This is a genomic window from Winogradskyella sp. PG-2 (assembly GCF_000828715.1).
GTDB lineage: Bacteria > Bacteroidota > Bacteroidia > Flavobacteriales > Flavobacteriaceae > Winogradskyella.
On the sequence record NZ_AP014583.1, the window covers coordinates 826,290 to 842,363 of the forward strand.

The 16,074-nt window shown below is 32.7% G+C and carries 12 protein-coding genes; 6 read left to right on the top strand and 6 right to left on the bottom strand.

The window, feature by feature from the left end:
- The first annotated feature begins 12 nt into the window (after positions 1–12).
- A complete protein-coding gene (locus WPG_RS03790) occupies positions 13–3,594 on the top strand; it encodes a M1 family aminopeptidase (RefSeq protein ID WP_045469550.1) in 3,582 nt (1,193 codons plus the stop codon).
- A 54-nt stretch (positions 3,595–3,648) separates the two neighbouring features.
- Here WPG_RS03790 and WPG_RS03795 read toward each other — a convergent pair whose 3' ends face one another.
- The gene (locus WPG_RS03795; RefSeq protein WP_045469553.1) at positions 3,649–4,047 is read right to left on the bottom strand and encodes an SRPBCC domain-containing protein; all 399 of its coding nucleotides are present in this window, start codon (positions 4,045–4,047) and stop codon (positions 3,649–3,651) included.
- A 66-nt stretch (positions 4,048–4,113) separates the two neighbouring features.
- On the opposite strand from WPG_RS03795, the gene WPG_RS03800 reads away from it, so the two are divergent.
- From WPG_RS03800 to lspA, 3 genes are read left to right on the top strand one after another with little or no spacing between them, the layout of a single operon-like run.
- Positions 4,114–5,673 (top strand): NAD(P)/FAD-dependent oxidoreductase, encoded by a 1,560-nt coding sequence (locus WPG_RS03800; RefSeq protein WP_045469556.1) that lies wholly within the window; start codon positions 4,114–4,116, stop codon positions 5,671–5,673.
- Positions 5,674–5,716: 43 nt separating this feature from the next.
- A complete protein-coding gene (fabD, locus tag WPG_RS03805; protein WP_045469558.1) occupies positions 5,717–6,610 on the top strand; it encodes an ACP S-malonyltransferase in 894 nt (297 codons plus the stop codon).
- 11 nt (positions 6,611–6,621) lie between these two features.
- Positions 6,622–7,122, top strand: a complete 501-nt coding sequence (gene lspA / locus WPG_RS03810) for a signal peptidase II (protein ID WP_045469562.1) — start codon at positions 6,622–6,624, stop codon at positions 7,120–7,122.
- A 124-nt stretch (positions 7,123–7,246) separates the two neighbouring features.
- Here the strand turns inward: lspA and galE are convergent, their stop codons facing one another.
- Together galE and WPG_RS03820 are read right to left on the bottom strand one after the other, a co-directional pair.
- Positions 7,247–8,266 carry a UDP-glucose 4-epimerase GalE gene (gene galE / locus WPG_RS03815; protein ID WP_045469566.1) on the bottom strand — a complete coding sequence of 340 codons (1,020 nt, stop codon included), beginning with the start codon at positions 8,264–8,266 and terminating at the stop codon, positions 7,247–7,249.
- A complete protein-coding gene (locus tag WPG_RS03820; RefSeq protein WP_045469569.1) occupies positions 8,263–9,417 on the bottom strand; it encodes a DegT/DnrJ/EryC1/StrS family aminotransferase in 1,155 nt (384 codons plus the stop codon). The genes galE and WPG_RS03820 overlap by 4 nt, the downstream gene beginning before the upstream one ends.
- Positions 9,418–9,633: 216 nt before the next feature.
- Here WPG_RS03820 and WPG_RS03825 point away from each other — a divergent pair, with 216 nt between their 5' ends.
- Entirely contained in the window at positions 9,634–10,869 is a 1,236-nt protein-coding gene (locus WPG_RS03825) for a 3-deoxy-D-manno-octulosonic acid transferase (RefSeq protein ID WP_045469571.1), read from the top strand.
- 79 nt (positions 10,870–10,948) lie between these two features.
- Positions 10,949–11,362 carry a hypothetical protein gene (locus WPG_RS03830; RefSeq protein WP_045469573.1) on the top strand — a complete coding sequence of 138 codons (414 nt, stop codon included), beginning with the start codon at positions 10,949–10,951 and terminating at the stop codon, positions 11,360–11,362.
- 78 nt (positions 11,363–11,440) lie between these two features.
- Here WPG_RS03830 and WPG_RS03835 read toward each other — a convergent pair whose 3' ends face one another.
- From WPG_RS03835 to WPG_RS03845, 3 genes are all read right to left on the bottom strand, one after another.
- A complete protein-coding gene (locus WPG_RS03835) occupies positions 11,441–12,439 on the bottom strand; it encodes a LacI family DNA-binding transcriptional regulator (protein WP_045469576.1) in 999 nt (332 codons plus the stop codon).
- A gap of 11 nt (positions 12,440–12,450) precedes the next feature.
- Positions 12,451–14,565, bottom strand: a complete 2,115-nt coding sequence (locus tag WPG_RS03840; RefSeq protein ID WP_231850246.1) for a thioredoxin domain-containing protein — start codon at positions 14,563–14,565, stop codon at positions 12,451–12,453.
- A 109-nt stretch (positions 14,566–14,674) separates the two neighbouring features.
- Entirely contained in the window at positions 14,675–15,985 is a 1,311-nt protein-coding gene (locus WPG_RS03845) for a T9SS type A sorting domain-containing protein (RefSeq protein WP_045469579.1), read from the bottom strand.
- Between the last annotated feature and the right edge of the window lie 89 nt (positions 15,986–16,074).

Sequence of the window (16,074 nt, forward strand, 5' to 3'; positions counted from 1 at the left end):
ACCATTTTAATCATGTTTAAAACATTCTTTTTATCGGAATTAAAATATACGCTTAAGCAACCTATGGTGTATATTTTCATATTTATATTGGCATTGATGGAATTCTTTGCAACTGTTAGCGACAATGTCCAAGTTGGAGGAGCTATAGGTAATGTATATCGTAATTCGCCCTATACAATTACTATCCATATTACAGTCTTCTGTATTTTCAGCCTTTTAATGGCTGTAGCATTTTTTAATAATGCTGCTTTACGAGACCATAATAACGAGTTTAACGAAATTCTATTTACGACTCCACTTAGTAAACCTGGCTACTTTTTTGGTCGCTTCTTTGGCGCTTTATTAGTTTCAACTCTACCATTATTAGGAGTTTTTATTGGTATGCTTTTAGGAACTTATATGAATTCTATTTTTGGCTGGTTAGATACATCACGCTATGGGGACTTTTATCTAGAAACCTTTATAAATAATTACCTCTTATTCATTTTACCCAACATGTTTTTAGCAGGATCTATAATTTATGCTATGGCTAATAAATGGAAGAGCACCGTTATATCTTTTGTCGGTGGTTTAGTTATCATTGTAGCTTATATTGTTTCTGGTTCATTAATGTCTGATGTAGATAATGAAACCATTGCTGGTTTATCAGATATATTTGGTATAAACACCTATTCTATTGAAACAAAATATTTTACACCAGCTGAGAAAAACACAATTAGCCCTGGGTTTTCAGGAGTACTTTTGTGGAACAGGTTAATTTGGGCAGGAGTCGGAATTTTAGTTTTGATGCTTTCTTACTTTAGCTTTTCTTTCAAAAAGAAGAATAAAAAAGTTAAGAAAGAAAAGATAAAAGAATCCAAAGGAGACAATTTATTTTCACTTCCAAGTTTAAACCCTTCATTTTCAAAAGCCACTAATTGGGTACAGTTTAAAAGCTTTTTCTATACCAACTTTTTAAGTATTGTAAAAAGTGTCACTTTTAAAATTCTATTTCTGTTTTGTATCACTATTCTGGTGGCAGATTTAAGTGGTGGTTTCGAATATTTCGGACTTCAATCTTATCCATTGACCTACAAACTTATAGACTCTATAAAAGACAATACAGATATCTTCATCATCATCATTGTAGTATTCTTTAGTGGAGAATTAATTTGGAGAGATAGAGATTATAAAATTAATGAAGTTGTAGATGCCACAGCACATACATCCTTTATTTCAATGTCAGCAAAAGCATTATCATTAGTATGTATTGCTTCAATTTTAAATATCTTCTTTTTAGGTATTGGTGCTATATATCAATTACTGCATGGATTTACACGTATAGAAATCGATGTTTATCTTTTAGATTTCTTCTATGATAATCTTCCTCTATTTATTGCCTTTGGTGGCATAACAATATTAGTCCAAGTATTATCGAGCAATAAATACATTGGGTATTTTATTTCTATATTAATACTTCTTATATGGGAAATTGTTCTTAGTATATTAGATATAAGCTCTAACATGTTAGATGTTGCTGGTGGACCTTCAACATTCTATTCAGATATGAATGGTTTTGGACCAGGAGTTAAAGGGGCATTATGGTTTAATTTATATTGGATTTTATTTGCTGTTTTAGGGTTACTTATTGCTGGTGCTTTATGGAATCGTGGCTCGAAAAGTTCTTTATTAAGCCGAATAAAAACTGCTCGTAAAGAAGTTCCAAAAAGTTACAGAGGTGTTATCGCAATTGCTGCAATTGTTTGGCTGGGAGTTGCTGGTTTTGTGTATTACAATTCTCAAATTTTAAATTCATATCGTTCTAGTGATACCACAGAACAATTAATGGCAGAATTTGAGAAGAAGTATAGCAAGTATAAAGACGCTCAACATCCAAAAATAACTGATGCTAAATATTACATTGATATTTTTCCAAACAAAAGAGATATTCATGTAAAAGCAGATATCGCATTAACTAATGAGTCTATTGAAGTTATTGATTCATTGCACTTCTTTAATGGTGAAGGTTGGGATACAAAACTCAATATACCAAATGCTAAACCGGTTTTTAAAGATTCTACGTATTTATATACTATTTACAAGTTGAGTCCTGCTTTACAGCCAGGTGAAACTATTATAATGAAATTAGATAATAAATATATTACTAAAGGGTTTCAAAATGGAACTGGTAATACCATGATTATAAAGAACGGAACGTTCTTCAATAATGGTGAAATTCTTCCAACTATGGGCTATAATGAAGCTTATGAAATTGGAGATAAAAATACAAGAAAGAAATATGGTCTAGAACCTAAAGAACGTACACCAAAATTATCTGGAGAGCTCAGCGAATTACATAATCGCAATTATATAAATAACGGACAATCCGATTATATTAATGTTGAGAGTGTTGTTTCTACCGTAAAAGGTCAAACTGCTATTGCTCCTGGTTCGTTAATTAAAAGATGGGAGGAAAATGGAAGGAATTATTATCATTATAAAACGGACACTCCTTCCTTAAATTTCTATTCATTTATGTCGGCTGATTTTGAGATCAAAACACGCAAATGGAATGGTATTGATATTGAAGTCTATTATGATGAGAAACATCCTGAAAATGTAGACATGATGTTAGATGCAGTAGAACGTTCTTTAGTTTATTATACTGAAAATTTCGGACCTTATTTCCATAAGCAATGTCGTATTATAGAATTTCCGCGCTATGCTTCTTTTGCACAAGCATTTCCAGGAACTATGCCTTATTCTGAAGCTATAGGGTTTGTCATTAATCTTGAAGACGAAACCGGTAACAACGTCGTTGATGCAGTTATTGCTCACGAAATGGCTCATCAGTGGTGGGCACACCAAGTCCTTGGAGTTAACATGCAAGGTAGTACCATGATGAGTGAGAGTTTTTCTGAATATTCTGCATTAATGACTATTAAAAACATTACAGAAAACCCAATGAAAATGAGAGAGTTTCTTAAATACGATCACGATCGTTATTTGAGAGGACGAAGTGGTGAACGTGAAAAAGAGTTGCCACTATACAAAGTAGAAAACCAAGGATATATTCACTATGGCAAAGGTAGTTTGATTTTATATGCGCTTCAAGATTATATGGGAGAGGATAAAGTAAATTTAGCGATGAAAAACTTCCTTGAAGAATATCGCTATAAGAAGCCACCTTATCCAACATCTTTAGATTTTTTAAGGCATTTAGAACCTCAAGCACCTGATTCTTTACAATATTTGGTAACAGATTGGTTTAAGGAAATTACTTTGTACGATAATCGTTTAAAAGAAGCGAATTACAAAAAGTTAGATAATGGCAAATACGAAGTTACTTTAGAAATTGAAAGTTCTAAAATAAAGTCGGATAGTATTGGTAATGAAACTAAAACAGCTATTAACGATTGGATAGATGTCGGTTTCTATATGGATGGTGCTGAAGAACGTTTGTACAGTGAAAAACGCATTAAATTTAATAAAGAAAAATCTTCAATTACAGTTCAGCTAGATTCATTGCCAGTTAAAGCAGCAATTGATCCGAGACATATCTTAATTGATCGTGTATATAAGGATAATATTAAGACTCTAAGTTTAGAAGAGTAATAAGCCTATATTAAGAAAAGACCCTTTCCATAAATTTATGGAAAGGGTCATTTTTTATTTAGTTTTATTTAAAACCTTAAAATAGTTTCGCATAGGTTCAAAATAATGCTGTTCCCAACCTTTTTTATAATGTTCACCTGATTCTGGAACGTTAGTATGCTTTAATGTTAAAGTCGTATCCCCTTCATTTTCAGAAAGTGAGATTTCTATTTGAGAGTCGCTTTCGCTGTCTTCAAAATTAGCACTCCTCCAAGATTGCACAATTCTATTATAAGATTCTAGTTCTATATTTTTACCTGTTATATATCCATCCCATGCCTTAAACGTATCACCAACTTTATCCGAAATAAATGCAGGACTTCCAGTCATCTTGCTATGACGTTGTGTACTTAACCATGACTTATAAATTTGTTTTGCTGTTGCCTTAATATTAGTTGTTAATGTAAACTCCATAAGTCTAAGATTTTATATTTAGTTAGTTAGATTTTTATACCTAATAAATATAACTAATTTCGCATTATGATAAAAGCCTTACAACTTCGTATCAATTTACACCAAGAAGGAAAACCTGATGGATTGCTCAATAAAGCAGCATATGATTTGGGTATGAAACCTTCTGAGATTTCTGGAATGAAAATTCTTAGAAAATCAATTGATGCACGTAAGCGAAATATTATGTTCAATTATAAAGTTGAAGTTTATATCAATGAACCTGTACCTGAAACTTCAAATTATACGTTTGATTATAAAGATGTATCTAATGCAAAACCTATTCATATTATTGGGTTTGGACCAGCAGGAATGTGGGCAGCTCTTCGCTGTATAGAACTTGGTTTTAAACCTATTGTTTTAGAACGTGGTAAAAATGTACAAGAGCGTCGTCGCGATTTAAAAGCCATAAACCAAGATCATTTTGTAAACGAAGATTCTAATTACTGCTTTGGAGAAGGTGGAGCTGGCACTTATAGCGATGGTAAACTCTATACCCGAAGTCTAAAACGCGGAGATGTACGTCGTATTTTTGAAAATCTTGTGTTTCATGGTGCCACAGATCAAATTTTGGTAGATGCACATCCACATATAGGCACTAACAAATTACCTAAAGTTGTTCAGAATATTAGAGAAACGATTTTGAAGTATGGAGGAGAAGTTCATTTTGAATCTAGAGTTTCAGACTTTACTTTAAAAGATAATAAGATTGTTGCTATTCAACTTCAAAATGGAAATGAACTTAATGTCGAAAAAGTCATTTTAGCAACAGGACATTCTGCAAGAGATATTTTCTATTTATTGAATGGTAAAAATGTGGCTTTAAAAGCAAAATCATTCGCCATGGGAGTTCGGGTTGAACATCCTCAAGAAATTATTGATGGTATTCAATATCACTGTAAAGGTGAACCACGAGACGAATTGTTACCAGCTGCTGCTTATAGTTTGGTGCAACAAGTTAATAATAGAGGTGTGTATTCATTTTGCATGTGTCCTGGTGGTTTTATTGTACCAGCTGCAACTGCTAACGGTGAAGTTGTCGTTAACGGAATGTCTCCTTCAAAACGAAATAACAAGTTTGCAAATTCTGGTATAGTTACAGAAATAAATGTTGACAAAGACCTCTATAAATATGAACACTTTGGCGCTTTAAAAGCGTTAGAATATCAAAAGAATTTAGAACGATTGGCTTTTACATCTGGTGGAAGAACACAATCTGCTCCTGGGCAACGATTAACAGATTTTGTAGAAGGCAAGCTGTCGTCAAGCTTAAATGAAACGTCTTATCAGCCAGGATTAAAATCGGCGCCAATGCACTCTTTGTTACCAAAACTAATTGGAGGTTCATTACGTAAAGGATTTAAAGCTTTTGGAGAAAAAATGAGAGGTTATTATACAGAAGAAGCTAATATTATTGGCGTAGAATCGCGCACCTCATCACCTGTAAATATTCCAAGAACTGAAACTTTAGAACATCCCGAAATCACTAATTTATATCCTTGCGGAGAAGGAGGTGGTTATGCTGGTGGAATTGTCTCTGCTGCGATGGATGGCGAACGTTGTGCAGAAGCTGCAACATCTAACTTATAAGTTTAATATTATTCCTATTTTTGCATCTTAAATTAAAACACTAATGAACGCATATATATTTCCAGGTCAAGGAGCTCAATTCTCAGGAATGGGATTAGACCTTTACGAAAAGTCACCTTTAGCTCAAGAGCTATTTGAAAAAGCCAATGATATTTTAGGATTTCATATCACTGATATCATGTTTGAAGGTTCTGCTGAAGACTTAAAAGAGACTAAAGTTACCCAACCTGCTATATTTTTACACTCAGTAATATTAGCAAAAACTTTAGGTGATACTTTTAAACCTGATATGGTTGCAGGTCACTCGCTTGGAGAATTTTCAGCATTAGTAGCAGCTGGCGCTTTAACTTTTGAGGATGGTTTAAAGTTAGTGTCTCAGCGCGCGCAAGCGATGCAAAAAGCTTGTGAAGCACAACCAAGTACAATGGCTGCTGTTTTAGGCTTAGATGATGATGTCGTTGAAAAAATATGCGCTACAACCGAAGGAGTTGTGGTCGCTGCTAATTACAATTGCCCAGGTCAATTAGTGATTTCCGGCGAGGTTGACGCTATTAATAGAGCTTGTGAAGCTATGAAAGAAGAAGGTGCAAGACGCGCTTTAGTCTTACCAGTAGGTGGAGCATTTCACTCACCTATGATGGAACCAGCTCGTGAAGAATTAGCGGCTGCCATTGAAAATACAACATTTAGTAAACCAAATTGCCCAATATATCAGAATGTAACGGCTTGTGCCATTACAGATGAAAACGAAATAAAAGCTAATTTAATTTCGCAATTAACTGCACCTGTACGTTGGACACAATCTGTGCAACAAATGATTGAAGATGGTGCTAAACATTTCACTGAAGTAGGTCCAGGTAAAGTTTTACAGGGCTTAGTTAGGAAAATAAACAGAGAAGCAGAAACAGCTTCAGCTACTTTTGAAACTAATGCTTAAACACTTCTGCTTTGAATAGAAATATATTTATTACTCTTCTTATCGTATTTAATATTGCTATTGATCAAATTTCTAAAGTTTGGGTTAGAGCAAATTTTGAATACAGAGAAATTAAATCTCTTATCGGAGATAAATTTATTATGCAATACGTAGAGAACAAAGGTGCTTTCTTAGGTATGGGAAGTGATATGAACCCAACCTTAAAGCTTATTTTTCTACTTATTTTACCAGCATTAGTTCTAGGTTATGTCATCTATTACATTATAAAAACTAAAGAATTAGATCGGTTAAGCGTTATTGCCTTTTGTTGTATTATTGGCGGAGGAATTGCTAATGTTTTTGACCGAATAGTCTATGGGCAAGTCACTGATTTTTTCTATATTAATTTAGGAGGTGTTTTTAAAACAGGAATTTTTAATATAGCTGATTTATCTGTTACTACAGGTATGATTATGCTACTATTTAGTGGTCTTTTTAATAACAAGAAGAAAAAAGAAGTTTTAGAAGCTTAAAAAGCTACTAATTATAAATCACACCATATTTCATTACAAAGGTGACATTCTTCCTTTTAGATATCTTTTACAGGATCTTTGCCTATTGCAATTATGTCTATTAACAATCCTATTTAATCTGCTCTTATTTATTTCTTATTTTTTGTTCCCATTTCCAAGCTGAAGCCATAGCATCATCCAAAGTTAACTCTGTTTTCCAGCCTAAAACATCGTTTGCCTTAGAGGTTTCTGCATAGGCAGAAATAACATCTCCTTCTCTTCGGTCTACTATCTCATATTTTAAAGCTTTATCTGAGACGCGCTCAAAAGATTGAATAGCTTCTAAAACAGAACTACCTGTGCCAGTTCCAAGATTGAAAAACTCATAATTTGTATCATTATTACCAAGCAATAAGCGTTGCAATGCCAAAACATGTGCTTTTGCTAAATCTACTACATGAATATAATCTCTAATACATGTTCCATCAGATGTTGGATAATCACCACCAAAAACAGATAGTTTTTCTCGAACTCCCATGCCAGTTTGTGTAATATAAGGTACTAAATTTTGAGGCACTCCTATTGGCAACTCTCCTATTTCTGCAGTTGGATGCGCTCCGATTGGATTAAAATATCGTAAAGCAATACTATTTAATTTCTCATTGACCTTACAAGTGTCTCTAATAATCTCCTCGCCAATTTGCTTTGTATTACCATATGGTGACTCTGCAGGTTTTACAGGAGCATTCTCTGTAATTGGTAATTCATCAGCCTGTCCATAAACTGTACAAGATGAACTGAAAATAAAATTCTGTAGCTCAAGTTTTTCAATTTCTTGTAGCATATAAACCAACGTATTAATATTATTTTCATAGTACATTAGAGGATTATTAACACTTTCACCAACAGCTTTACTTGCAGCAAAATGAATCACACCCGCAACATCATTATGTTTTTGAAAAAAGCTTTTTACGTCTTCTTTTATTTTCAGATCTAACTCCTCAAAATTTGGTTTTATACCTGATATCGCAACAATACCATCTATGACTTCAATAGAAGAGTTACTCAAATTATCTATAATCACAACTTCAAAGCCTTCGTTTTGTAATTCTACAACTGTATGCGAACCTATAAAACCTAGGCCTCCTGTAACTAAAATTTTCATTTATTTATAAAGTTTAAAACTGTTGTTGTTATAAATTCAATTTGCTCATCATTTAATTCTGTATGCATCGGTAAGGATATCACAGATTTTACTAATTGATTAGTAACCGTAAAATCATCTTCATTATATCGCTCATCTAAATAAGCTTTTTGTTTGTGTAATGGAATTGGGTAATAAACCCCACAAGGGATATTTTTTTCCTGTAAATGAGAAACCAAAGCATCTCTATCAACATCTTTTAAAGTTAAAGTATATTGATGAAAGACATGACAATCACAAGTATCACAAATACCATCACAATTACTTAATCCGCTTGGAGTTGTTATTTTATTATGATTTTTAAAAGCTTCATTATATTGTCTGGCAGCATTTCTTCTTGCTTTATTGTAAGCATCTAAATGCGGTAATTTGGCATCTAAAACTGCAGCCTGAATAGAATCTAATCGTGAATTTACACCTACTACATCATGGTGATAACGCTTATACATACCATGATTTACAATACCTCTAATAGTATGTGCTAAATCATCATCATTTGTAAAAATTGCACCTCCATCTCCATAACAACCTAAATTTTTAGAGGGGAAAAATGAGGTAGAAGCTACATGACCAATAGTACCGGTTTTTGTTTTAGAACCATCTCTATGCGTATAATCCCCACCAATTCCTTGAGCATTATCTTCTATAACATATAAATTATGTTCTTTCGCTAAATCCATAATAGCATCCATTTCCGCGGCTAAACCAAACAAATGGACTGGTACAATTGCTTTTGTTTTTGGAGTAATAGCTTTTTTTATGGCTTCAACATCAATATTAAAAGTGATTGGATTTACATCTACTAAAACTGGTGTTAATTGTAACAAAGCAATAACCTCAACAGTAGCTGCAAACGTAAAATCTGCAGTTATCACTTCATCTCCTGGTTTAAGACCAAGTCCCATCATTGCTATTTGAAGTGCGTCTGTTCCATTAGCACAAGGAATAACATGATTTACACCTAAATAATCTTCAAGATTTTTTTGAAACTGATGAACTTTAGGACCATTAATAAAAGCCGCGCTATTCATCACCTCTTCAATTGAAGGATCTATAACGTCTTTAATTTTCGCATATTGACCTTGAAGGTCTACCATTTGGATTTTTTTCATTCTGAAGATTATTTTTAGAATATTAATACAGCCGAAAAGCCTAAGCGAAAATACAAAATTGTAACCGCTATGCCAATGAACCAATCTTGAGTTTTTCTATTTCATATAAATCATTAAAATTTATCCCTATTTCATTTTCAGTTAAAAACAAAAACTAAAGACGAGTACAATACAATTAATTGAAAGAAATGTATTTTAGCATAAATCTTTATTTTTTTGAGAGTACTTTATTCTTTAGGAATTTATATTGCAAGTTTTATAGTAAAGCTTGTAGCACTTTTTAACCCAAAATTGAAGCAAGGTGTCTCTGGCAGAAAAGAAACCTTCAATAAGCTTAGAAATAATATTAAACCAAATGATAAAACATTTTGGTTTCATTGTGCATCTCTGGGAGAATACGAACAAGGTCTGCCTGTTTTTGAAGCTTTAAAAACTAAATATCCTGAGTATAAAATAGTTTTATCGTTTTTTTCACCTTCGGGATATGAGGTGAAAAAGGATACAGAAATTGCAGATGTTGTCGTTTATCTTCCTCTGGACACAACATCTAATGCAAAACGTTTTCTTAACCTGGTTAATCCGGACTATATCATTTTTATAAAGTATGAAATCTGGCCAAATTTTTTATTAGAAATTAAGAAGCGTCATTTAAATGCTATTTTAATTTCTGCTGTCTTTAGAAAAAGTCAAAGCTTTTTTAAATGGTATGGAGGTTTTATGACTTCCGCATTATTTGCTTTTAAGCATATTTTTACACAGGACAAAAATTCTAAAATACTCTTAGAAAATATCGATTATAAGAGTACTTCAGTTTCTGGGGACACTCGTTTTGATAGGGTTTCAAATCAATTGAGCATTAATAATTCCCTTTCATTTATAGAAGAATTTGTAGCCAATAAATTCTGTGTGGTAATAGGAAGTACTTGGCCAGAAGATGACAAACTTTACATGAATTTTATTAATACTAATTTAAATAGCAATATTAAATTTATAATTGCTCCACATAATGTAAAAGCAAATTATACAGCTTCATTAAAATCGCAACTAAAAACAACAACAGTTAGTTATTCTGAAATGTCCGATCAAAATTTAGCTGATTATAGTGTTTTCATTTTAGATACTATTGGTTACCTCAGTAAGGTATACAGCTATGCAGATATTGCTTATGTAGGCGGAGGAGCTGGTTCTACAGGATTACATAACATACTAGAACCTGCGGTTTTTGGCATTCCTATAATTATTGGTAAAAACTATGATAAATTCCCCGAAGCAAAGACACTAGTGAATAAAGGAGGTGTAGCAACAGCTATAAATCCAAACACCTTTGAATCCAACCTAAATACCTTATTAGAAAACAGTCAACTTGTTGAAAATAAAGGTCAAATTAATAGCCGTTTTATAGAAAAAAATAAAGGTGCTGTCATCCAAATCCTTGATTACATACGTATATAGCTTAGATATATGATGATTAAATTAATGTTAAAATTATTATTTTCGTATATTAACAAAAATTAACACTAAAACTATTAAAATGAAAAAAGTTGTATTAAGCTTAGCACTAGTTGCTGTGCTAGGATTATCATTTACTTCTTGTAGAGAAACAAAGGAGAAGACAGAAGACGCTGTAGAAAATGCTGCTGATGCAGTAGAAAATGCCGCTGAAAATGCTGCTGATGCTGCTGGCGATGCAGTTGATAGTGCAAAAGAAGCTGCAGGTGATGCAGTAGACGCTGCTGGTGACGCAGTTGACAGTGCTGTAGATGCTGCAGGTGATGCGGTAGATAATGTAAAAGAAGGTGCGAAAGATATGGCTAATGATGCAAAAGAAGCTGCAGGTGACGCAGTTGACAGCGTAAAAGATGCTGCAGGTGATGCAGTTGATGCTGCCAAGAAAGCTGGTAACGATGCTGTAGATGCTGCAGCAAAGAAAGTAAAGGATAACTAATATTTTCTCGTTATAAAACTAAAAGGCCTGATAAAATCAGGCTTTTTTTATGTTAAAACCTGAGTATTTCAAAATCAATTATTTAGTTGATTCACTTAAATTAAGTTCACTAGGTACTACGATAGTTTGCATCTTATGATCCTTAGAGTTTATTTTATCTAAAAGAAGTTTTACAGACATTTCACCAATTTTATGAGCCTTTTGATGGATAATTGAAATTTTTGGACTTGATAATAGCTCGGTATGCTCATATCCAAATCCAACAATTGATATATCCTTAGGAATTTCTTTACCGATCTTTTTTACCATATTAATAGCCACAATTCCTGTGATATGATCTATTGAAATAATAGCATCAATTTCATTGTTCTTGGTTAAATAATTATAAATATTTTTCTCTACGTCAATAGCATTATCTAGTTTTAAAATATGTGGATTCAATTTATGATTCCTTAATGCTTTAGAGTAACCTTGCGTTCTTAACTTTCCAACACTAAGCTCTTCTATATTACTTACTAAAAGGATGTTTTTACGTTCCTCTTTTTCAATCAAATATTCAGTGGCATCATAGACAGATTGAAAATCATCTACTACAACTTTATCACAAATAATTTCGTTCATAACTCTATCGAACATCAAAACAGGAATTTTACTATCTAAAATAGATTGTATATGTTTAGCATGCTCTTTTACTTGAGTCTCTCTTGCTACTGTCATTATAAAACCATCAACACTGCCATTAGATAATAATTCTAAGCTACGCTCCTCTTTACTCAAAGTCTCATTAGATAAGCATACAATAATATCATAATCATTCTCAGTAGCAGTCTTTTCAATTCCATGCAATGCTTCTGCAAAAAAAGGATTGGTAACCGTAGGCAAAATAACTCCTATTGTTTTTGTTTCATTATTCTTTAATTGTTGAGCTATTCTATTCGGTTTATAATTAAGTTTAGTTGCCAACTCTTTAACACGTATTCTCGTGTTCTCACTTATCTCATGACTATCGTTTAGTGCCTTAGAAACTGTTGAAACAGATATATTGAGTATTTCCGCTAACTCTTTTAGTGTTGTCATATTAGTCTATTTTATTTCGATATCTGACTTTTTGCCTTCTCTGTTGAACTCACAGGTAATTTACAAGTTCCATTAACACAGACATAAATCAATGTTTCTTCTTCAATAAATTTATTCTTCAATAATGGTAAATTACTTGGTGATTGCGAACCCGATATTAATATATTAGGTAAATAAAAGCTAGAAATATCTCTTAGTTTATTTTTTGCGTCTTTACCAGCTATTGCAACTTCATAAAACGGATTAGAATAATTCATGTACAAATTTAACCAATTTGTATAAGCAGATGGTGCTTTTATTATATCATCACTTACATTACTTAGCATTTGACTAGCTAGATTAGAATATGTTTTGTCTGAATAATAATGTCCCAATTTAAACAAACAATCCGCTAAAACTGAATTTGAAGATGGAATTACATTATCATAAATTTCAGTTTTTCGGGTTATCAAATTTGTTTCTTTATCCGAAGTAAAGTAAAACATACTGCTTTCGGTATTCAAAAAATGTGCTAATGCATAGTCCATTAAATCCTTTGATAAATTAAGCCATTGTTCATCGAAGGTCATCTGATATAATTCTATAAAAGCATTTATAGTATGCGCATAGTCTTCAGAAAACCCTTCAATTGAACTTTTACCATTTTTATAATTATGGAATAATTCACCATTATTTTGAATCTGGTTCTCTTTTATAAAATTTGCATTTTTGATTGCCTTATGAAGATATGAGTCATCACCTAATGCTCTGTATGCATCTAAATATGCCTTAAGCATTAATGCATTCCAAGAAGTCAATGCTTTATCATCTTTTCTTGGTGATTTTCTTAAATCTCTGGTTTTTTTAAGGGTTGTTTTCCAGTACTTAATTTTAGCGTTTAGATCTATTAAACTCAACTTATGCTTTTCAGTAAACTCTTCATCAGACAGTGTTTTGTATAACACATAAGTATCTTTCCCCCATTTACTTTTAGCATTAATATTATAATATGCTTTAAATAAAGCAAAATCATCTTCAAGCTCAGTTTTCAGTTCTTCTTCTGTCCAACTATAATAAACACCTTCTTCTAATTCACCTTCTCTATTTTCGCTATCTGCATCTAAAGCCGAATAAAACGAACTGTTTTTATCCGCTAAATCTGACTCTACAAAACTTATAGTTTCCTCTACTATAGTTTTATAATTTTTATCGTTACTAATTTGATAGGCCTTGGAATAAAGACTTATTAATTGGGCATTATCATAAAGCATTTTTTCAAAATGGGGAATATGCCATTTGTCATCTACTGAATATCTTGAAAATCCACCTCCTATTTGATCATATATTCCTCCATTAGACATTTTGGTTAAAGATGTTAATACATAGTCTAATAACTCTTTACTATTTTTCTGAAAACTGTAGCGCAACAAAAAATTAAGATTACTAGGCATTGGAAATTTTGGTTCACCTTTTAAGCCTCCTATTTTAAAATCTAGCAACGGTTTAAATTCATCTACTACTATTTTAAGCATTTTAGCATCAAACTGAACTGATGCTTTGTTTACCGTTATTAAGTCTGATTTCTTTACACCGTCTGTTAGCTTCTCAGCATATGCAATAACTTTTTCTGGATCATCTCTATACAGGCTAGACATGTCCTTTAAAACTTTAATCCATTGATTTTTTGTAAAATAGGTACCACCAAAGACTGGTCTTCCATCTGGTAAAGTAATACAATTAAGAGGCCAACCACCACTACCAGTCATTAACTGAACTGCCCTCATATATATCTGATCTACATCTGGGCGTTCTTCTCGATCTACCTTAATATTTATAAAATTATCATTCATTAACTTGGCTACGGAGTCATTTTCAAAACTCTCTTCCTCCATAACATGACACCAATGACAAGCCGAATAGCCAACTGATATTATAATTAATTTGTTCTGTTCTTTAGCAATTTTCAAGGATTCATCATTCCATGCCTTCCAATCCACAGGGTTATAAGCATGCTGCAACAAATATGGACTCGTCTCCTTAATTAAGTCATTTGATTTTTTTTCACTTCTAATAGACCCTGTTTTATTGTCTTGCGAACAACTTAGTGCTAAAAAATTTATTAAAATGAAATAAAGTATTTTTTTCAATGCCAGTAATTTGATACTAAAATAAAACATCACCATATAAATCTATAAAAAAAGCGTGTTTAAATAAGTTAAACACGCTTTTTACTAAGATTTATAAATTTTTATAATATTATTCTTTGATAAGTTTAAAAGTTTTAGAACCATTAACACCTTCAATCTTAGCAAAATAAACACCTGTTCTTAATGACGAAGCATTTATTACAAAATCATTTGAATTAGGCTCTAAAGCTAAAACTTGTTTTCCTAAAACATCATAAACAGCAACAGTATTTATTACTGAAGTACCTGAAATATTCCAATCCCCATTCGTTGGGTTAGGGAACGCTTTGAAGGATACAGTTTCAAATTCATTAGTGGATAATGGGTCCTGAACTGTTAAAAGAATATTATCTAAGTAAAGAAAACCACCGTTGTCACCAGATTGGTTGTAACGATCTACTTTCCACTGGAAAAGGTTTGTACTGTCAAATCCGAGATTGGTAAAATACGACATTGGAATAGATACTTGAGTCCAAGCTTCTGGAACGACATCAGCAGCATCACCATTACCAGTATCACCAATTTGATAACCAAACTCTTGAACAGCACCATCATTATCTATCATAATGAAAGTAAACCCAGCAGTTCCTGCGGAATTCGAAAACCAGTAATTGAAGGTCACAAAACCAAATCCAGAAACGTCATCTGGCCCTCCTTCACCTTGACCAAATCCATCTGCATTCAAATTCATTTTAAAAGCATTATTCACAGCAGCCGTTGCATCTAAATCTATTTGAGTTGAAGTTCCAAAACTGTACAACACATTCAATGCATTAGTATAACTATTGGTGTCGTTATATATACTATAAGTGTTACCGTCAGCAGACGTTGGCACTGGTGCTGGTCCGGATGGTTCTGGGTCTGGAGATGGTGTAGTTCCTAATAAACCACCAGCAATATCATCAAACAAATAGGCTCCGGTTGCAGAATTGCCACCACTAGTACCCGAGTCCGTAAATATAGCCAAAGTTGCATATTCACCTAATCCGGCGCCAAAATCTAATGTTATTGTTTGCCAAGTATCACCAGTTGTACTAAACGCTACTTCAGCAACTGCAGGTCCACCAGTACCAGCTTCAAATTTAAACCAATGATCACGAGTTCCTGCACCTGCAGGTGGTTTGATATCAAAAGTTATAGTGTTGTTACTATCATCTGATAAGTCAACATAAGTAGCAAAATTAATAGAGGCACCATCCCAATTGTCTGTTCCACCATCAATTTGTAAAACCATATCTCCACCGTCATCAATAATACTTGATCCAGATCCTCCGAAAGGTGAAAAAGCATCCGCTGCATCGTCAAAATCTAAAGGAAATACTTGAGCATAACCTGCGAAGCTGAATAGAATCGCAGCAAATAATAAAGTAATTTTTTTCATAATTTTTTGTTTAATTATTAGTTATTTATGCAAGAAAATGAATTTTATTCAATTATATAGTATTTAAGACCTATACAAAAACCATACAA